The 21,537-nt window shown below is 32.6% G+C and carries 17 protein-coding genes; 13 read left to right on the plus strand and 4 right to left on the minus strand.

The window, feature by feature from the left end:
- Positions 1 to 5: 5 nt before the first annotated feature.
- From cyoE to tsaB, 11 genes are all read left to right on the plus strand, one after another.
- Positions 6 to 899, plus strand: coding sequence for a heme o synthase (gene cyoE / locus HM982_RS10425; RefSeq protein WP_218849812.1), 894 nt, complete (start codon positions 6 to 8; stop codon positions 897 to 899).
- Positions 900 to 1,499: a cytochrome c oxidase subunit 3 gene (locus tag HM982_RS10430; RefSeq protein ID WP_179353095.1), complete on the plus strand. Its 600-nt coding sequence runs from the start codon at positions 900 to 902 to the stop codon at positions 1,497 to 1,499. It begins immediately after the preceding gene.
- Positions 1,500 to 1,537: 38 nt separating this feature from the next.
- Positions 1,538 to 2,542 carry a cytochrome c oxidase subunit 3 gene (locus HM982_RS10435; RefSeq protein ID WP_179353096.1) on the plus strand — a complete coding sequence of 335 codons (1,005 nt, stop codon included), beginning with the start codon at positions 1,538 to 1,540 and terminating at the stop codon, positions 2,540 to 2,542.
- An 18-nt stretch (positions 2,543 to 2,560) separates the two neighbouring features.
- A complete protein-coding gene (locus HM982_RS10440; RefSeq protein WP_179353097.1) occupies positions 2,561 to 3,010 on the plus strand; it encodes a cytochrome C oxidase subunit IV family protein in 450 nt (149 codons plus the stop codon).
- A gap of 157 nt (positions 3,011 to 3,167) precedes the next feature.
- Positions 3,168 to 3,881 (plus strand): hypothetical protein, encoded by a 714-nt coding sequence (locus HM982_RS10445; protein WP_179353098.1) that lies wholly within the window; start codon positions 3,168 to 3,170, stop codon positions 3,879 to 3,881.
- Complete coding sequence (locus tag HM982_RS10450) at positions 3,874 to 4,638, plus strand: SCO family protein (protein WP_179353099.1); 765 nt, start codon at positions 3,874 to 3,876, stop codon at positions 4,636 to 4,638. The genes HM982_RS10445 and HM982_RS10450 overlap by 8 nt, the downstream gene beginning before the upstream one ends.
- A gap of 2 nt (positions 4,639 to 4,640) precedes the next feature.
- Positions 4,641 to 5,186 (plus strand): DUF420 domain-containing protein, encoded by a 546-nt coding sequence (locus HM982_RS10455; protein ID WP_179353100.1) that lies wholly within the window; start codon positions 4,641 to 4,643, stop codon positions 5,184 to 5,186.
- Positions 5,187 to 5,190: 4 nt separating this feature from the next.
- On the plus strand, positions 5,191 to 5,436 hold the full coding sequence (locus HM982_RS10460; protein WP_179353101.1) for a hypothetical protein: 246 nt from the start codon (positions 5,191 to 5,193) through the stop codon (positions 5,434 to 5,436).
- Positions 5,437 to 5,597: 161 nt separating this feature from the next.
- Positions 5,598 to 7,040 (plus strand): TolC family protein, encoded by a 1,443-nt coding sequence (locus HM982_RS10465; protein ID WP_179353102.1) that lies wholly within the window; start codon positions 5,598 to 5,600, stop codon positions 7,038 to 7,040.
- Between the two features lie 2 nt (positions 7,041 to 7,042).
- Positions 7,043 to 8,353, plus strand: coding sequence for an efflux RND transporter periplasmic adaptor subunit (locus HM982_RS10470; RefSeq protein ID WP_179353103.1), 1,311 nt, complete (start codon positions 7,043 to 7,045; stop codon positions 8,351 to 8,353).
- 55 nt (positions 8,354 to 8,408) lie between these two features.
- Positions 8,409 to 9,080, plus strand: coding sequence for a tRNA (adenosine(37)-N6)-threonylcarbamoyltransferase complex dimerization subunit type 1 TsaB (tsaB, locus tag HM982_RS10475; RefSeq protein WP_179353104.1), 672 nt, complete (start codon positions 8,409 to 8,411; stop codon positions 9,078 to 9,080).
- On the opposite strand, the gene HM982_RS10480 is transcribed toward tsaB, so the two are convergent.
- From HM982_RS10480 to HM982_RS10495, 4 genes are all read right to left on the minus strand, one after another.
- A complete protein-coding gene (locus HM982_RS10480; RefSeq protein ID WP_179353105.1) occupies positions 9,077 to 9,889 on the minus strand; it encodes a mechanosensitive ion channel family protein in 813 nt (270 codons plus the stop codon). The genes tsaB and HM982_RS10480 overlap by 4 nt on opposite strands.
- 63 nt (positions 9,890 to 9,952) lie before the next feature.
- Positions 9,953 to 10,651, minus strand: a complete 699-nt coding sequence (locus HM982_RS10485; protein ID WP_179353106.1) for a hypothetical protein — start codon at positions 10,649 to 10,651, stop codon at positions 9,953 to 9,955.
- A 297-nt stretch (positions 10,652 to 10,948) separates the two neighbouring features.
- Positions 10,949 to 11,851, minus strand: a complete 903-nt coding sequence (locus tag HM982_RS10490; RefSeq protein WP_179353107.1) for a NifU family protein — start codon at positions 11,849 to 11,851, stop codon at positions 10,949 to 10,951.
- A 96-nt stretch (positions 11,852 to 11,947) separates the two neighbouring features.
- Positions 11,948 to 13,699: a tetratricopeptide repeat protein gene (locus HM982_RS10495; RefSeq protein WP_179353108.1), complete on the minus strand. Its 1,752-nt coding sequence runs from the start codon at positions 13,697 to 13,699 to the stop codon at positions 11,948 to 11,950.
- Positions 13,700 to 14,274: 575 nt separating this feature from the next.
- Here HM982_RS10495 and HM982_RS10500 point away from each other — a divergent pair.
- A complete protein-coding gene (locus HM982_RS10500) occupies positions 14,275 to 17,343 on the plus strand; it encodes a T9SS-dependent choice-of-anchor J family protein (RefSeq protein WP_179353109.1) in 3,069 nt (1,022 codons plus the stop codon).
- A 127-nt stretch (positions 17,344 to 17,470) separates the two neighbouring features.
- Positions 17,471 to 21,487, plus strand: a complete 4,017-nt coding sequence (locus tag HM982_RS10505; protein ID WP_179353110.1) for a choice-of-anchor L domain-containing protein — start codon at positions 17,471 to 17,473, stop codon at positions 21,485 to 21,487.
- The last annotated feature ends 50 nt before the right edge of the window (positions 21,488 to 21,537 follow it).

Consider the following 21,537-nt stretch of genomic DNA (forward strand, 5'->3'; position numbering starts at 1 on the left):
ATAACTTGAGTAGTATAAAGTCTTCGGTGTCAGGAGCTTCTGTGGTAAAAGATTTTAAGCAAATCACTAAGGTTGGTTTGTCCATAAGTGTCGTGTTTTCCTCTGTTGCTGGCTATTTTCTGGGTGCAGAAGTGATAAGCGCTACAACAATCCTATTATTAATTGTGGGTGGCTATTTTATGGTTGGTGCGTCTAATGCTTATAATCAGGTTATTGAACGTGATTTGGACGCGTTAATGGATAGAACTAAAAATAGACCTATTCCTACTGGCCGAATGAGCGTAAACACCGCTTTTGCAATCGCAACGACCTTTACTATTCTGGGTTTAATTACGTTATACATAATTAATCCTAAAACGGCAATGTATGGTGCCATTTCTATATTTTTATATACAAGTGTTTATACACCGTTAAAGACTAAAACTTCATTAGCTGTTTTTGTTGGTGCTTTGCCAGGAGCAATTCCTTTTATGTTAGGTTGGGTGGCTGCACGTAATGAATTTGGTATTGAACCAGGAACCTTATTTGCAATTCAATTTTTCTGGCAATTCCCTCACTTTTGGTCTATCGGATGGTTTTTACACGAGGATTATAAAAAAGGAGGCTTTCATATGTTACCAACCGGAAAACCAGATAAAGGAACAGCAGTACAAATTATAATGTACAGTGTTTGGACAATAATAGCGTCTATTATTCCTGTTTTTGGCTTCACAGGAGATTTAAAATTGTCTATTGTAGGTGCTATTTTAGTGTTTTTGCTTGGCTTAGTAATGTTGTCTTACGCATTTAAGTTGTTTACTAAACGTTCAATAAAAGCGGCTAAACAATTAATGCTATCAAGTGTATTTTATATTACCATGTTGCAAATTATATATGTTGCAGATAAATTTTTAAGATAAATGGATTTAACACAAGGAACAAAACAGGAGAAAGTCGCCCGGTCAAAAAAAATGATGCTTTGGTTTGGTATTGGCTCTTTAATCATGTCTTTTGCAGGATTAATTAGTGCATTTATTGTAAGTAGTAAACAGCGATTAAATGAAGATTGGCTGGTTAATTATGAACTACCTAATGCCTTTTTTATAAGCTTAATACTAATGTTATTAAGTAGTTTTACTTTTATTTTAGGCAAACGTGCATTAGAGCAAAATAATCGTAAAATGGTAACTTTATGGTTGTTAGTTACCTTGGTTTTGGGTTTCGGATTCATTTTTAGTCAATTTCAAGGTTTTCAAGAAATTATTTCGGCTGGATATTACTTTACAGGACAAACCAGTAATATTACAATGTCTTACATTTATGTTATTGCAGTATTGCATATAGCTCACGTTATTGCTGGCCTAATATGCCTCATTGTCGTAATTTATAATCATTTTAAACAAAAGTATAACGCCAACAATATGTTGGGTTTTGAACTTGCAGCAAATTTTTGGCATTTCGTAGATATGCTTTGGCTTGTGCTCTTTTTGTTTTTATATTTTTTTAGATATATAATTTGATTATTTTTGTCCAATCTAAAAAAATTTAAATAAATTCTATGGATTCTACAGTAGTTAGTACTGGCACAGAAGATAAAACTTGGGGAGGTGGTAACAATCCACTTAGAGCAAGTTATGGGAAGTTAATGATGTGGTTCTTTATTGTATCAGATGCATTAACCTTTTCAGCTTTTTTGGCCGCTTATGGTTTTTCAAGGTTTAAGTTTGTAAATGAATGGCCAATAGCCGATGAAGTATTTACTCACGTACCTTTTTTACATGGGCAAGAGTTGCCAATGATTTATGTGGCTTTTATGACCTTTATCCTTATTATGTCTTCAGTAACAATGGTGCTTGCCGTTGATGCTGGTCATCATATGAATAAAGCCAAAGTAACCATTTACATGTTCTTAACCATTATTGGTGGTATTGTGTTTGTAGGTTCTCAAGCATGGGAATGGTCAACGTTTATTAATGGAGATTATGGTGCTGTACAAACAAAGGCTGGGAATATTCTACAATTTGGCGAATATGTCAATGATGAAGAAGGTGAAGAAGTCTTCAAGCGTATTGCTATCGAGGATTTCGCAGTAACTGTTGCTGGCGATCGTGTAGCGCATGAGCGTAATAATGGTATATGGTTTACTGATGAAGCAGCATTACCACCATTTTCAGTAGATGAAATTTATACAGGATTGGCGGCTAATGATAATATTTTAGTAAGAACGCAAATACTTAATGAAGAAGGACATAAAACGGTTTTATCTCGAGCGGAGTCACTTAGACAAATAGAGGAGAATGGTAAATTAGTTGTAAAAGGCGCTAATCTTAAGGTTAACGAATACGGTACAACACTTTTTGCTGATATGTTTTTCTTTATAACAGGATTTCACGGTTTTCACGTAACAATGGGAATAATACTTAATATTATTATTTTCTTTAATGTGGTACTTGGTACTTATGAGCGTAGAGGTAGTTATGAAATGGTTGAAAAAGTCGGGCTATACTGGCACTTCGTAGATTTAGTTTGGGTATTTGTATTCACATTCTTCTACTTAGTTTAAAAATAATAATATTTAATTATGGCACAAGAGCATAAATTAGAAATATTTAGAGGTTTAGTAAAATTTAAATCTAATAAAGACAAAATTTGGGGTGTATTAATATTCCTGTCTATAGTAACTGCTATAGAAGTTGTATTAGGTATTTACAAACCAGATATATTAATGGAAATCTGGATGGATCCATTTGAAGGTGGCGGATTTTTCGCAACTGTAGGTAATATAATTTTATCGCCTATTGTTTACATGAAGCCTTTAAACTTCATCTTTATCGTGTTAACAATTGTAAAAGCCTATTATATCACATGGGATTTTATGCACGTTAGAGATGAAACTGGTAGCTTGAGAAAAATGATTGTTTGGACAGCTGTTTTTCTTATCAGTTATTTAGTTTTTATTTTATTACAAGAAGGTGGTTATGTGTTTAATGCCTACAATGGAGCTGATTCTCTAATTACACATGATTTTTAAAAATATAAGTTCCTCACTAAGTTTAGTCTAAGTGTTAAATACAATGAAAAGGTGGTTTATATAAACCACCTTTTTTATTTTTGCATTTTAATAAATTATGGGGATTAAAGGTGTACCAAAACCTCTCTATCAACGCTGGTTTTTTATTTCTTAATAGATGAAAACAAACACTACAAAACGTTATGTAATTCTGGGCATATTATTCTTCCTGCCAGTAGCCTTTTTATTAATGTTGTATCCTGCCAAACATAATTATATACCCTTAAATGTGGTTAATAATAATGTTTATGACATACATAATTTCTTATCAGATAACAGCGAAGAGTTAATATTAAAAGACAAAATTACTGTTCTAGGATTTTTAGGAAAAAATCCCTTAGAGCGCTCCATTGAAGCTTCTAATCTCAAAGAGTTAGTCTATGATAAGTTTAAAGGCTTTAAAAATTTTCAAATTGTAATTGTGGTTCCCGAGGGAACAGAAGACGAAATAGCAACACTTAAGAAAGAAGTCAATACATACGAAGATTTAACGTTCTGGCATTATGCATATGGAACAGAAGGAGAAATAAAAATGTTATATAATTCTTTAAAGTCTCAAGAAAAATTAGGAAATGACTTAGCTGTAAATAGTGTTTTTATTATAGATAAAGATCTTAACCAACGCGGCAGAATTGATGGCAGAACTGAGCGTGAAATAGAAGATAATAAACCCGCATTTAGTGTTTATGCTTATAATACAATAGAAGTCTCAGAAATCAAGAATATGATGAGTGATGATGTTAGGATTTTATTTACAGAATACCGCCAGAAACGTAAAGGTAAATTTGACGACTCCAACACAAGAAGAGCAAAAGAATTAAACAATGAGTAAAAAATCAAATTATTCCTATGTAGGAATTGCATTTATCATTTTAGTATTTGGAATTATTTTTATTCCAAAAATTATAGATCGTGTTAATCAAGATGATATTACAAGAGACGGAAGTCGAAGTAAAGATGTTACCACATCAACCATCGAAAAACACAAAAAGGAAAACAATAGTGGTTTACGCTATCTAGAAATTAATGGCGAAGCTAAAAAAGTACCAAGCTTTAGTTTTACAAATCAAGATGGAAAGACGATTACTAACAAAGATTACTTAGGTAAAGTCTATGTGGTGGAATTCTTTTTCACAACCTGCCCAACCATTTGTCCTATTATGAATCAAAACATGGTAGAAATTCAAAACCATTTTACTGATTTTGAAAACTTTGGTGTGGCCTCTTTTACCATTGCGCCAAAAATAGATACCCCAGAAGTTTTAAAGGCTTATGCAGAAAAATATGGGGTTACCAATCCAAACTGGAATTTTTTAACCGGAGATGAAGTAGCCATTTATAAATTAGCGAATGAAGGGTTTAACCTTTATACCGCTAAAGATGATGAGGCTGCAGGAGGTTTTGAGCATTCAGGAAATTTTGCTTTAATAGATAAAGAAGGATATATAAGATCTAGAAATGATGATTTTGGAAATCCAATGATATTTTACAATGGATTAATTCCAGAAGCCGTTGGCGTAGATGAAGATGGCATTCCACAAGAAATTTCCATGTTAAAAGAAGATATTGCTAAACTTTTAAACGAATAACTATGGATACAATAGACCACGAAAAAGCAAAAAAATATAATAAATGGGTTATTGTATTGTCTATAATTATTCCAATAGCTGTAGCCGTTTTATTCGGTGTAAATTTACGGAGTCTAGGTTTTGATGTGGAGCCTTTAACTTTTTTACCACCAATTTATGCGACTATAAATGGCATAACAGCATTAATTTTGATTATTGCGGTTATAGCCATAAAAAATAAAAATATTGTCTTACACGAAAATTTAATGACTACAGCTATTTATTGCTCTGTTGTCTTTTTAGTGCTTTATGTTGCCTATCATATGACGAGTGATTCAACAAAATTTGGAGGTGAAGGTGTCATTAAATATGTTTATTATGTCATTTTATTCAGCCACATCGTATTATCCGTTATTATTATTCCATTTGTATTAATTACTTACGTAAGAGCAATTACTAATGATATAGAACGTCATAAAAAAATAGCAAAAATCACTTATCCTATGTGGTTATACGTTGCTATAACAGGTGTTATTGTTTACATTATGATTTCACCTTATTATATCTAATTTTATGAAACGTAAGATTCTTTTTTTTCTCTTCTCTATTTTCTTTTTTATAAAAACGAATGCTCAATGTGCTATGTGTAGAGCCGTTTTAGAAAGTGGTGAAGATCAATCTGCAGCAGAAGGTATTAATGATGGTATTGTTTTTTTAATGGCTGTACCTTACATTTTAGTCGCCACTATTGGGTATATTATTTATAGAAAATATAATCAACCTAATAAAAAGAAAAACACCAAAGAAAACCTATCATAAACCCTCGTTTTTAAAATTTATGGTTATAAATTTTAAAATAAATGTAACACTTTTAGTTTTACATAGACAAATAGGCATTAGGATATGAGATAATAATTAACTAGTTTATGAATCATCCCAATAATTATTTTCATATTTGGCAATAAAATTTATCATTATAAATGAAAAAATCAACACTTATTGTTTTGCTTTTTTTTGGAGTTATAGCTCAAGCACAACACAAAAAATGGACGTTAAAAGAATGTGTAGAACATGCGCTAGAAAATAATATTTCTGTTAAGCAGAGTGAACTAGATATAGAGTTAGCAGATGTAGATCAACTTACAGCTAAGGGTAATTTTATACCAAGCTTAAATGCCAGTGGTGGTGTTTCTGAAAATACAGGTCTAAGTTTTAATCCGGTGACAAACAATGCGCAAACCACAACTTTTTTGTCGGTTTCAGGGCGAATAAATGTAGGTTATACTTTGTTTGATGGTCTGAGAAACTTTAGGCAGTTACAGCGCGCAGATATTTCTAAGCTTGCGAGTCAATATCGTTTAGATAAAATGAAAGATGATATCTCTCTCTTTGTGGCGAATAATTATTTGCAAGTCATATTAAATAAAGCAAATCTTGCAGTTTTTAAATCTCAGAATCAAGTCACTAAAGAACAGATTCAAAGAACTCAAGAACTCGTAGATGCAGGGTCTTTACCTCGTGGTGATTTATTAGAAATAAAAGCTACAGATGCCAGTGAGCAACGTTCTATTATTGATGCAGAAAATAGCATCCAAATTTCTTTAATTAGTTTGGCGCAATTGCTACTGATTAAAGATTATGAAAATTTTGATATCGAAGACGAAGGTTATGATATTGTAGATGACGGTATTTCTGATAAAAGTATTTCAGAAATTTTAACTAAAGCAAAGGAAACACGTTCCGAAATTAAAATAGCAGAGCAAAATGTAGCCTTAGCATCTAAAGATTTACAAATCGCAAAAAGCGCTAATTATCCTACTTTATCTGCTTTCTTTAGTTATGATACAAGATTTACCGATGCCACTTCTTTTGATCAGCGAATAGATTCTGAGAATCCTACAATTACACAGCAAATTGGTGTTGTTGAAGGTACCGGGCAGCCTGTTATTGGCGAATTGCCAAATACATACGCCGTAGAAGTTGGTGCAGATTCGTTTGTTGATCAATTATATCTTAACGATGGTATTGCTTACGGGTTTCAACTTAATATTCCTATATTAAACGGTTTTTCAACAAAAGGAAGTATCCAGAGAAGTAAAATAAATTTAGAACGTTCTAAGTTTGAATTGGAACAAACAGAATTAGATTTAGAATCTACCGTTTATCAAGCCTATGTAGATGCTAAAGGCGCTTTAAAATCTTATGAAGCAGCAGAATCAGCTCTAGAGTCACAGCAATTAGCATACGATTATGCTAAGGAGCGTTACGACGTAGGCTTAACTAATGCATTCGATTTTAGTCAATCTAAACTAAGATTCGACAATGCAAACATTGAATTAAATCGTGCTAAATACGATTATATTTTTAAGCTAAAGGTTCTTGAATTGTATTTCGGAGTCCCAGCAACTGAATTAAAGTTTTAATTATGAGCAAAACAGTAAAAATCATTATCGCAATTGTCGTTGTAGCACTAGTAGTCTTAGTACTTGGGAAATCAATGGGGTGGTTTGGTAAACAAGGAGATTTTAAACAAGTAACCGTTAAAGAAGTCACCTTAAAGGATATTGTAGAAACGGTTTCGGCAACAGGAAAAATTCAACCAGAAGTAGAAGTGAAAATTTCTTCTGAAGTGTCTGGTGAGATTTTAGAGCTACCATTTAAAGAAGGTCAAGAAGTTAAAAAAGGCGATTTATTAGTTAGAGTAAATCCAGATTTAATTCAATCTGCAGTTAGCCGATCTCAAGCATCATATCAAAATGTAAGAGCTGGTTTAGAGCAAGCTGAAGCTAATCTTAAACAAGCTAAAGCCGATTACGATAGAAGTAAAATACTATTTGATAAGGGCGTAATTTCCAAATCTGATTGGGATCAATCTATAGCTGCTTACGAAACTGCTATTGCGGGTAAAAATTCGGCTTATTACAATGTGCAGAGTGCTGCAGCAACGGTTAATGAAGCTAAAGACAACTTAAATAGAACTACGATTTATTCACCAATGACAGGGACTATTTCACTGTTAAGTGTTGAGTTAGGTGAGCGTGTAGTTGGTACGCAACAAATGGCCGGAACAGAAATTCTGCGTGTTGCTAATTTAAAAAACATGGAGGTTGAAGTCGATGTTAATGAAAACGACATTGTAAAAGTTAATATAGGTGATTCTACAATTGTTGAAGTTGATGCGTATTTAAAAAAGCAATTTAAAGGTGTTGTTACGGCTATTGCAAACTCTGCAGCAAGCGATTTAGCAGCAGATCAAGTGACTAATTTTGAAGTTAAAGTAAGAATTATAGAAGAGTCTTATAAAGATTTAACGGAAGGAAAACCAGAAACCTATTCGCCTTTTAGACCTGGCATGACGGCAACGGTAGATATTATTACCAAAACTCGAAAAGATGCTATATCTGTACCAATAAGTGCTATTGTTATAAAAACAGATACGACTTCTACTAAGAAATCTTACAGTGAAACTTATCAAAGCAATACTGGTGATTATGATGCGCAAGAGCAAAAGTTTGAATGTGTTTTTGTAAATGAAAATGGTAAAGCAAAATTAAGAGTCGTAAAAACAGGAATTCAAGATGATGCAAATATTGAAATTGTTTCTGGCCTGAGTGAAGACGATAAAATTATTACGGGGCCATATATTATGGTTTCTAAAAATTTGAATCCTGGAGACTTAATTGAAGTTGAAAATAAATCGACTTCAGTTACTTCAAGTAGCAATACAGAAGATTAAAAAAAAATACGGTTGAACAGCATCTAGAATCAATCAAACGGTTAAAAATAAAGCGATGGCATTAGTGCTAAATATAGAAACAGCAACTACAAATTGTTCAGTCTCTCTGTCTAAAGATGGAGAGACTTTAGTTTTAAAAGAGGATAATAGTTTAGGGTACTCACATGCAGAAACCTTACATCTGTTTATAGATGAAGTTATAAAAACAGCTAACATTAAACCATCACAAATTGATGCTGTAGCCGTAAGTAAAGGACCAGGGTCTTATACGGGGTTACGTATTGGTGTGTCGTCTGCTAAAGGCTTGTGTTTTGCTTTAAATAAACCATTGATTGCGATTTCTACATTAGAAAGTTTAGCACATCAAGTAAAAAACAATGATGGGTTTATTGTCCCAATGTTAGATGCCAGACGTATGGAAGTTTATTCGGCTATTTATAATTCAAATTTTGAAATACATAGAGAAATTCAAGCTGAAATCTTAACAGAAGACAGCTATGCAGAACTTCTAAAAACGTATAAGGTGTATTTTATTGGTAATGGTGTAGAAAAAACTAAAGCGTTAATTCAGCATCCAAACGCTATTTTTATTGAAGGAAAATTACCGTCTGCTAATGAGATGTCTTTGTTAGCCGAAATTAAGCATAAAAAAAGCGACACCGAAGATGTCGCTTATTTAGAACCTTATTACTTAAAGGATTTTGTAGCTTTAAAAAAGAAACATTAAGCTTCTTTATGTATCTCAACTTGATGTGGGTAAGGAATATCAATTCCTGCAGCATCAAGAGCTTCTTTTGTTTGTTCAATGACGTCAAAGTTAACGGTCCAATAATCCGCTTTATTAACCCACACTCTTGTAAAGAAGTTTATAGAACTATCACCTAGTTCAGAGACGTTAATCGCTGGAGCTGGATCTTTAAGAATTAAGTCGTGCTTGTTAATAACACTCATTATTGTTTCTTTGGTTAGCTTAATATCTGAATCATAACCGACACCAAATGTGAAATCGACACGTCGTGTTGCTTCGGTAGAAAAGTTTACAATATTTCCATTTGATAAACTTCCGTTAGGAATTATGATTTCCTTATTATCTGGAGTGGTTAGTTTAGTCGTGAAAATTTCAATTTCTTTAACCGTTCCAGCTTCTCCTTGTGCTTGGATATAATCTCCGATTTTAAAAGGTTTAAAAATCATAATTAAGACACCACCAGCAAAGTTACCTAATGAACCTTGTAAGGCTAAACCAATAGCCAAACCGGCAGCAGCAATAATAGCAGCAAAGGATGTGGTTTCTACACCTACGGTACCTAACACGACAATGATTAAAATAATTTTTAAAATCCAGTTAAGCAGATTAGATAAGAATTTTTTCAAACTCTCGTCATAATCACCTTTATTCATTGCTTTTTTTGCCGTTTTAAGAAGTACTTTAATAACCCAGCTACCAATTATCCATATTAGAATAGCTCCTATTACTTTAGGACCAAATTCAATTATAAAGTTGTAGCCAGAGTCAATCCATTTTTGTGTATCCATATTTGTGTATTAAATTTTAGTTCAAAAATAAATGTATTAAAGAAAAAAATAATTCTGTTTATCTTATTTCAAAGTGTTGATATATCCAAATAATAAAATTAAGTCTTCTCTTTTAGAAGTCTTAATTTTGTTGGATTTTATAAAGTTTAGAATTTTTTTTGAGTTATTAGGAAATATTTTAGCTAGTTTTTTTTTGTTTTTAGGAAGATTAACTGCGACACCTTCATTATTTAAAGTATAGAATTCATCATTCATTCTTTTAAATTTTGCTGGCTTTACATCATCGTATCCACTTTTTGGCTCTTTAGCCTCAATAAAAACTACTTTTTCTTTTAATAAAAGAGGCTTTTCACCTGTGTCATCTTCTACTACAAAGTACCCTTTTTTATTGTTTACTGTGTCATTATCCGGATTGATATATTTATAGGGTCTATAGAGTTTGTTGTTTTTTAAAAAAGCAATAGAGACGTTTGATATACTTTCGTTTAAACCTATAGTTTCATCTGATTCATTTTTAAGTTCTATAATATCATCGTATGCATTATATCTAACTCCATATACCTTACTTTCATCACCTATCTGAATTTTAGCCGGTAAAAACTCTTCTTCTAAGTAGGGTGATCCCTGTACAGAAGTGTTATTATTGAATACGGTTATTAATCCCCTTGAAGCAAAATTTTCTCCCCATGTCACATTTTGAGCCATAATACTCATAGAAGATATAAATAGTAAAGTTGTAATTGTTATGATTTTTTTTGTCATTATTATCAAATTATTTAAGAATTATTAAATTTATAGTCTAGTTTAAAAAAATAAGCATGTTAGAATTTATTAAAATGGAACTAAGTACTAGGATTTTATAACTTAATGTTTTAGAAATGTCTTTGTAGCTCTCAATTTTGTTTTGATATTTCTTACTTATCCTAAGTTTAGATAAGACCCTGACGATAGTTGGTAACCTGACTATAGTTGATAAGTAGTAATTATTTGTTTAAAACCATGTATGTCTATTTAAGACACAAGCATAAAGTCATTTTTAAAAGTGAAATTAATAAATTTTTAACCGTTTATAGCATTTACAGTAATAGAATTGTCATTTAGCATATCTTTTAACATTGTTTCAATGCCATTCTTTAAGGTAAACGTTGAAGAAGGACATCCGCTACAAGCACCTTGCAATAGAACTTCTACTTTTTTGGTAGTTTCATCATAAGACTTAAATTCAATATTTCCACCATCACTTTCAACAGCTGGTTTTATATACTCTTCTAAGATGTTTATGATATTTTTTGAAGTATCGTCTAAAGCTTCAAACTTTTGCTCAATAGCTTCCTCTGTTTTGTTGAGTGTTTTAGGGGCATCATCATTAAGAATTGTTTTACCATCTTCAACATAAGATTTCAAAAATTCTCTAAGTTGCAGTGTAATGTCTTCCCACTCTATAATATCGAATTTTGTTATCGAAACAAAATTCTTTTCCATAAATACATTTTTTACAAATGGGAATTGAAATAATGCCGTGGCCAATGGAGAAGGTTTAGCGTCTTCTATAGAAGTAAATTCGTACATGCTAGCAACCAATACTTTATTGCATACAAATTTTAATACGCCAGGATTAGGTGTACTTTCAGCATAAAAAGTCACTGCAGCTTTAGGTTTCACAGCATCTTCAGTGACAATAACACCATCTTTAGATAAATAAGCTTCAATTTGTGTAGCGACTTCTTCTTGTACATCTTTCCACTCTACAATATTATAGCGCTCAATAGCTACAAAATTTGAAGCGATATAAACTTTTTTTACAAAGGGTAAATAAAATAACTGTTGAGCTAATGGCGAGTGTTCTGCTTCATCTATATTATTAAATTCAAAACTGTTATGGTGTGTTAAAAACCGGTCTGCCTCAAATTTTAAAATAGCGTCATTAGAAGTGGGGATTATAGAGATTTTGGTATCTGTCATTTTTTATTTGCAAAAGTAGTGAATATTGTTTTTATGTATTCAGGCTTTACTTAAGTTTAACGACTTTAATAAAATGACAAGTAATTATTTGCGTCCTTAATCTCTTGATATATTATCTAAGAAGACCTTAATTGAAATATTCGAAGGAATGTCTAATTTCTTTTTTAATCGACTTCGAGCTACTTTTACTGTGTCAGGTGTTACATTTAGTATGGTAGCGGTTTCTTTTATAGATAAATTGAGTTTTGTTAAAAGACAATAGCGGATTTGAGTGTCTGATAAATTTGGGTATTTATTTAATAAGGTGGCTGCCATTGTTGGGTATTCTGATTCTATTCTTTTAGTAATTATTGACATATCTGAAGCCGTTTTTATAAGACTGTCTATTTTACCTTTGGCCTCTTCTAATTTTGGTATTAGTGGTTTTTTTATTTCGTCTAGTTCATTCTTTATTAATGTAAGCATTTCTATACGCTTTGATAAGGCTATAGCAGAAGCTTCTAGTTCATTTTCGCGAAGTGTAATTTTTTCTTCAAGTAGTTTTTTCTCGTTACTCTTTAAAACTTCTATAACTTTTTCTCCTTTTTTATATTTTCTAAATAATAAAATACTTCCTAATAAAAGAATGATGCTTGCAAGTATGGCACTAATACTTAAATAATAGAGCTCTTGCTTTTTGTTTTTAATTTCTAACAACTCCATGTCAAAAAGTATTTTCTGACTTTTTTGTTTTTCTTTAAGAAGTTTTATGTTAGAATCAATATAGCTAGTAAGTGCTTTTTTCTCATTGGTTCTTAACCTATCAATCAGCTCATCTTTCTTTTGATATATTTCAATAGCATCTAAGTATTGTTTATTCTCTGTATAATAATCTGCAAGTCTATCGTATGTATCTTTTTTGTATTCTGCTCCAGATGAAAATTCAAGAGCTTCTTTTCTATAGGCAATGGCCTTATCTAAATCTCCTGCTGCGTGATAGAATGTACTTAAATATGCTGTATTATTAAAAACGATTTGATGAATATTCTTATCTAAACAATATTTTCTCACAACTAAAGCAGAGTCAATAGCTCTTTGTACATCACCTAGTCTAAAATAGTCATTTGCTAATTTGTTTTTAGTCCACCAAATGTCAAAAATGTTATTATTTTTTATAGCTATATCTAATAATGCTTTATGTAGAGGATAACTTTTTTTAGGCATGTCTTTTTGGACATAATTTGCTGAAATATTTTCTAATAATCTCTTTTTTGTAAAAGACCCGAGGCCAACTGTGTCTTTTAATAATGGCGTTAGTACTTCAAGTGCTTTGTCATATTGGAATTTATGATAATATATTTCAGAAATAGAAATGTTATAGGCTATTGATAATCTAACATTTCCTTTTGGGATTAATGGATAAACTTTAAAATAGCTTTCTAAGCCTTGTTCAGGCAAACCAAAACCATTAGCTAATATTTGACCTTTATTTAAGTAATATTCGGGAAGTTGAAGTTCTCTAATTAAAGCGGTGTCTTTTTGAATATTCTTAGTCGCTATTTTGGTTTCAAAAAGATTAGCATAATGTAAAACACTATCTAAATTTGCTCTTTTACTAGTGCCATGTTGCCAAAGCAACGATTTATAGGCGAAAAGAATCCCTTTAGTATAAGATAGTTTTTTTGATTGCCTTAGAAGTTTATTATGAATTATGTACGATTCTTCAGTAGCCTGACCATAGTATTTAAGGTGTAAACTATCTAAGTCATTAATTTTAATTATACGTTCTTTATTTTGAGCAAATAATGAATTGCAAAAAACAAACGACAAAATGAGTATAATTATTATTTCTTTGGCATTTGAAAACATACAAACGTTATAATTTTTTATCTATTTTAGACGGTAATTCTTCTTAAAAAAAGCTATTATTCTAGTTTTAAAAATTTAATAATAAAGAAAGTTTACAATATAATTACGGTAATTAAATTTATTTCTAAATTTTTATTATAATCATGATTTTTGGTGTGTTTTTTTACCAAAATAAATACTATTCTCACTGTAATATTTTGCCTAGATTTTTTTTGACAAATAATTTTAACACTTAATTTTTTTTTCAAATTCATTAAGTTTTTTATCTAGAATCATTTTGGTAAATGTTATTTTGTTTGATATAAATTCAATCAAAACTCAATATTTCTACTTAATTCTTATATTTTTAATAAGGATGCTGGTTTTTTTCTTGTAAATCCATTATTAGCTTAACGTATTGATTGTAGGTGATTTAAAGAAAAGTGTGTTTGCTAAATTCGGCTTGATTACCTTTTGATAACCCTTAAAATTCAAAAATAAGGAAGATAATGTTCAACTTTAGCTTCATAAGTTTTAAAATTTGAAAGCGCTATTTTTTGAAACTATATTAACACTAACTTTTTAATCCAAACTTTATGAAAAAAATTACTTTTCTATTTATCTTAATGATTGCTTTTTGTTGGCAATCTAATGCACAATTTAGTGAGAGCTTCGAAACAGAGATACCTGCAACATGGACTATATTAGATCTCTCTAGTACAAATTCATGGGTATGGGATGATACTCCAGAAGGTGATGGTGCACAAGATGGTTCTGCTATTGCAAGAATTGAGTCTGGATTTGAGAATCCTAATGACGATTACTTAATTACACCTCAAATTACAGTAGCTTCTGACTTAAATGATAGAATCTCATTCTATGTAAAATCAAGAAGTGGTTTATTTTTAGAGTCTTACGATGTGTTGTTGTCTAATGGTACAGCGACTGCAGCCGATTTTACTGTAGTCTTACAAGAAGAAAGTTTAGCCCCTGAAGAATGGACTAAAGTAACACTAGATTTAAGACCTTATGATGGTCAATCCATTTATGTTGCAATTAGATCAACTTCACAAAGTGAATGGGAATTGTATGTGGACAATTTTATAAATGATACATTTCCAGCATGTATGGAGCCTACGGATTTAACAGTGGATAATATTTCTACTACTACAGCAGATTTAGCATGGACAGAGAATGGTACTGCTTCAGCTTGGAATATAGAAATTGTTGATATTACTGCTGGTGGAGTTGTAACCGGCACCTCAACAATTAGTGGAGTTACTAACCCTTATACAGTAACTAATTTAGTCTCAGGTAACCAATATGAATTTTATGTACAAGCAGATTGTGGTGCAGTTGATGGTTCTTCTATTTGGATGGGCCCAATGGCATTTACAACGGTTTGTGATACTTTTACAGCACCTTATACACAAAATTTTGAGAATTCAGGTGATATTCCAGCTTGTTGGACAACCTACAGCGACACAGGAGAAGAAGATTGGTTTTTTAGAGATTCAGGACCAAGTCATGTTGGATATGATGGCGATATAACAGGAAATTCATTGTCAGATGGCTATTATGCTGTTTGTGATGCATCAAGTAGTCATGGTCCAAGATACTTATTAAGTCCTTTTGTAGATGTAAGTACGTTAACTACGCCTGAATTACGTTTTTATGAAATAAGTGATAATGAAGGTTCAAGTAACGCACAATTAGATGTAGAAATTTGGGATGGGGCTGCTTGGAATCTTATGGCTACATTTGATACAAATACAGTAGGTTGGGAGTTAAAAATAATTGATATAAGTACTTTAGCATATACAGGACCAGCACAAGCTCGCTTTACCTTTTCTGAACCTAATGGAGGTAGTAGAGATGATATCGCTATTGATGATGTAATTTTTGATAACCCTATACCTTGTATTTTTCCTGCAGATTTATCAGTTGCAAATATTACTGCTACTACAGCAGATTTAGCATGGATAGAAACTGGTAGTGCTTCGGCTTGGAATATTGAAATTGTAAATATAACTGCAGGTGAAACTGTAACAGGTGTAGCAACTTTAACTGGGGTTTCTAACCCATTTACAGCTACAGATTTATTGCCAGATACATATTATGAAATTTATGTACAGTCAAATTGTGGTGCAACGGATGGAAATTCGCTTTGGATAGAACCAATATCATTTCAAACAGATTGTAATGCGCTTACGGCACCATATACAGAAGGGTTTGATAATGGTGGTGCAATACCAGATTGTTGGAGAATGTATAGCGATTCAGGAGAAGAAGAATGGTTTTTTGAAGCTTCAGGATTGAGCCATGTTGGAAATGATGGTATTATAACAGGAAGTACGGCTTCAGGAAGTTTCTATGCCGCAGCTGATTCTTCTAGTGATCATGGACCTAGATATTTGTTGAGTCCTTTTGTAGATGTAAGTACATTAACATCACCAGCATTAAGTTTTTATGAAATAAGTAATTCTGAAGATTCAGAAAATGCACAATTAGATGTAGAAGTTTGGGATGGTGCTGCTTGGAATCTTATGGCAACATATAATACTAATACAGTAGGTTGGGAATTGAAGACTTTAGATATTAGTGATTTAACATTTACCGGACCAGCACAAGCGCGTTTTACATTTTCTGAAGTTATTGCTCCTGGTGATAATGACGATGATATTGCTATTGATGACGTTACTTTTGATGAGGCACCTGCTTGTATGGCTCCTACAGATTTATCTGTATCAAATATTACATTAACTACTGCAGATGTAGCTTGGACAGCTAATGGTATTGGTACAACTTGGAATATTGAAGTTGTTAATACAACTGCCGGCGAAACAACTACTGGATTAGCAACTGTATTTGGGGTTACAAATCCATATACACTTACAGGTTTAGAAGATGATAACCATTACGAAGTTTATGTGCAAGCCGATTGTGGTATAGAGGGTGTTTCAACATGGACAGGTCCGTTTATATTTGCAACAGCAATTGTTCCTCCAGCTTGTGAAGGTATTTTTGTTGATGGAGGAGGAAGTCATGGCAGTTATTCAGAATCTGAATTTTCGTCTTCGACTATTCTTCCAGATTCAGCTGGAGAAGCCGTAACAATTACATTCACATATGTTGATATAGAGGTTGATACTTTTGGTACAGGAGAACAAGATGGTTGTTATGACTATTTAACTATTTATAATGGGCCAGATAATACATATCCTGTATTAGCACAAACATTGTGTGGACAAGACAGCAGCAATGGAGATAATACAATCGTAGCAGATAGTGAACTTCATATTGGTGATTCTTTTACTTCTACAGATGCATCAGGAGCCCTTACTATTGAGTTTAGGTCTAGTCCTTATACTAATTTAACAGGTTGGGAAGCAACAGTTTCATGTGCTGTTTTAGGAGTTGAAGATGTGATTAACGAAGCTGCATTTACGTATTACCCTAATCCCGTTACAAACACATTAACATTAAATGCTCAAAAAAGTATTGAAAATGTAACGGTGTACAATATGTTGGGTCAAAAGGTGTTGAGAACAGCTCCTAATAATATCACCAATGAGTTAGATATGTCTAGCTTAAGTGTTGGTACTTATTTTGTTAAAGTTACTATTGAAAGTGTAACGCAAACGATACGAGTAATCAAACAATAAATTTATTTTAAAATACAGAAGCCACTTAATTTTACTATGTGGCTTTTGTTGTTTTAATTAATTTAAGGTTTAACAGGTGTCTGTTTAAATATTGACTTTTTTTTACCGAATTAAATAAAAATTGAAAATGAATAAGAATATCTTCAAACTGACTTTTTTAGCTTTATGTTTGCTGGGGAGTTCAATAGCTTTATGTCAAACAATACCCTCGCCAGTTGGGGTATCTTGCCCTTCTAATAACTCTACTTACGTATTTACAGAAGAATTTGACGATTCTGACGGATGGGTAGGGGATATAACTACTAATAACATTGGGGGCCATTGGGAAGTTCCGGGTTATTCTGATAGTAGCGAAACCGGGCCAAGTTCAGCATTTAGTGGTTCTAATTATATGAATTTTGAAGCTTCAGGTAATGTTGACCAATCATCAGCATCAATTATTAGTCCTGTTATTGATCTCACTACAGCTACAGATGGGGCTGAATTGTCTTTTTATATGCATGCTTATGGGGATAATATGGGGGAGTTGGAAGTTGGGATTTCTACTTCAATTTCAGGGCCCTTTACAAATGTATTTACATGGGCAGGTCAATTACAAACATCTAGTTCTGAAGCTTGGGTGCCAGTTGGTGTTAATTTAGATGCTTATCTTGGGCAATTTATATATATTGAATTTAAGAATACTCGAGATACATATAGTGGTAGAGCAGATATGTCTATAGATTTATTACGTGTAGAGACTTGTGGAACGTTTTGTATTTCACCAACCCTTTCTCTTAATTACATCAATTCTAACGAAAACAATACGTATGCCAGTTTCTCTTGGGAGGCTAATGATAGTGAGTCGTCATGGGAGTATGTTGTAATACCTTCAGGATCTAATATTCCTTCATCGGGTACATTCTCTTCTGTTACAACTATTATAGAAAACGACCTATTATTTGATATGGAGTATGACGTATATGTAAGAGCAAATTGTACAAACGGTAATAGTATTTGGGCAGGTCCTTTAACTTTTACAACGCCAATACAAACAGATTTTATAGTAGATTGTGATGCTGGCCCTTTAGTTGGGTCACTGTGTTATGGAGATGGCGGCGTAGCTAATCCTGAAGTATTTACTTTTACGAGTACAGATGGCACTCCTTTAACTTTAACTTTTCTGTCTGGCTTTGTTCAAGATGGATGGGATCCATTGGTGGTTATTGATAGTGATGGCTCTTCTATAGTTGCTTATGAGGATTATTTTTTCGGTGACGAAGGAGATTTAACAGGTGTGACGTACACGTCTACTGGAAATAGAATTTCCTTTTATGTCGCTTCAGATGATTTTGTACCATCAAGTTGTGCTAGTGGATTTGATCCCATGAGGGGAGGTATCACTTACACCGTTAATTGCGCTACATGTACAAACTCAGAGTCTACCTTTACGCTTGTTGATGACTGTGATAATGGAGAGCAATTTTTAGTCGATGTTGATGTCACTTCTTTAGGTAGTGCAACATCATTAACTTTATCTAATAATATTAATTCTAATACCACAACAGTAACATCTACAGGTGTTTATCAAATAGGACCATTTCCATTAAATGTTAATGTTGTTTATACTTTAAGCAATGATCAAGATTTAAATTGTGTATTTAACAGCTTGCCTATATGGTTGTCCGCTTGTATTCCGGATAACAATGATTGCTTTAATGCAACCACTGCAATTGTTAATACTGATGATAGTTGTACCGAATTAAATTCAGGGACACTTTTATCAGCAACCCCATCTGGTGTTGTAGCGTCCTCATGCGCCGGTGAATCCGATGATGTATGGTTTGAATTTACAGCTTTAAATAATATCCAAATTATTACATTTGAAAACATCATTAGCTATGGTAGTTTCTCTGGTTTAAATCATGCCCTTTATGAAGGGAGTTGTGGAGACCTTAATGAACTGTACTGTGTTGATAATATCAATAGTACTACGCCAGAACTGATAATTGGTGATACGTATTATATTAGAGTATTTGCAGAGTCTTTAGAGGCTGAAAATGTAACCTTTGATTTGTGTATTAAACCTGGCTTTAATAGCATAGAAGTTAGTGATGATTCTTATTCTATCGAAGATTTAGTACAAAGCATATTGTTTGGTAGCGATTGTGCTAATGTTTCAAATATTTCATTTTCAACAGGGACTAGTTTTAGTAGTGATCAACCCAATGGAATAGGGTATTTTACAATGGATGGAGATGAGTTTCCGTTCAGTGAAGGTGTTTTAATGAGTACAGGAAATGCTGTTGACGCCGCCGGAACAAACAACAGCTTAATGAGTGCAGGAGGAAGTGCTTGGCCTGGTGATTACGAATTAGATAATACTTTTGGTGTTGATTCTAGAAACGCTACCATTATTGAGTTTGATTTTGTACCCTACACTCCCAATATAAGTTTTGATTTCTTAATGGCTTCTGAGGAATATACAGGAGCTTTAGGTGGAACAGATGAATGTAATTTTTCAGATGCTTTTGCTTTTTTCTTAAGTGATTCTAATGGTAATACAACTAATTTAGCAGTTATTCCAAGTTCTGATACGCCTATTTTAACTACAAACATTCATCCTCAAAACTCACAGTGTGATGCTATTAATGAGGCTTATTTTGGTGAATATATTCCTGAAAATCTTCCTCCAATGAATTTTAATGGTAGAACTACTGTTTTCACAGCTCAGTCTCCTGTAACTATTGGAGAAACGTACCATATAAAACTCATAGTTGCAGATGATAGAGATTCTCAATACGACACTGGTGTTTTTCTTAAAGCAGGTAGTTTTGATATTGGAGAATTAAGTTTAGGAGATGATATTACCATAGATGCAGGGACCGCAACTTGTTTAAATGAGCCTATAATTCTAGATACTCATGCACCTGAATTTGAACACATATGGTTTAAAGACGGGTTTGTTATTCCTGGTGAAAGTTCATCTACATTAACGGTTACAGAACCTGATTATTATGACGTTCAGGTTGTCTTTTCAGGAGACTGTATGATTTCAGATAGTATTCTTATCGAATTCTTACTTGAGCCAACAGCAAATCCTGCTTCAGATTTATTTGAATGTTCTACAACCAACCAAGCAGTCTTTGATCTTACTGAAAATACTGAAACTATTCTTGGTGATCAAGATTCAAATGATTTTACGGTAACTTATCACCTATCAGAGCAAGATGCTATAGATGGTTTAAGCGAATTAAGCTCTCCTTACACTAATGTTTCAAATCCTCAGTTAATTTATGCGAGAGTAGAAGATAATGCAACAGGGTGTTTTGTTACAACAATATTTACCTTAGAAACAACTTTACCAGCACATACAGCAGAAAGTATAGATGCCATTGGTTGTGATTTTGATAATGATGGTGTTGCTACCTTTTATTTGTCAGATTACAACGCAATGATACTTAATGGTCAAGATGCTTCATTGTTTGAAGTAACTTATCACACATCTCAAGCAGATGCTACATTAGGAACGGGTGCTATTCTAGGAGGTTATGATAGCTCAGGTGAAACGTTATTTGTAAGAGTTGAGTCGGTAGATTACTTCAATTGTTATGTTACTAATAGTTTCAATTTGGTCATCGGAGATGAGCCAATTACAAGTTTCCCTACAGATTTTGATTATGAAGTTTGTCCTAATGCTTCAACTCCAATTATTATTGAAGCACAGCCTGAAAACTATTTATCTTCAGAAGTCTCTATCGTTTGGTATCGAGATGGAGGTGTTATAGATAATGAGAGTAGTCTTAGCTTAGCGGTGTTAGAGGCTGGTTTTTATGAAATTGAAGTCATTTTTAACGATACGGGGTGTAATGAGTTTACTGAAGTTACAGTTGTTGAATTAGAGAATTGTGTTATTCCTCAAGGAATTTCACCGGGCGTATCACCGGGACAAAATGATTATTTTGATTTAAGTAGCTTCAATGTAACTAAACTAGAAATCTTTAATAGAAATGGAACTTTGGTCTATTCAAAAAATAACTACACAAACGAATGGGAAGGAAAAACTAATGATGGTAAAGAATTGCCAGTAGGTACTTATTTCTATACGATGGAATATGAAGGAGGAGCTAAAAGACGTAGTGCTTGGGTATATATTAACAGATAATAAATTAACAGATTCAACTTATTATAATGAAAAAACTCTCTATTATAGCG

The organism is Winogradskyella vidalii (assembly GCF_013403955.1).
GTDB lineage: Bacteria > Bacteroidota > Bacteroidia > Flavobacteriales > Flavobacteriaceae > Winogradskyella > Winogradskyella vidalii.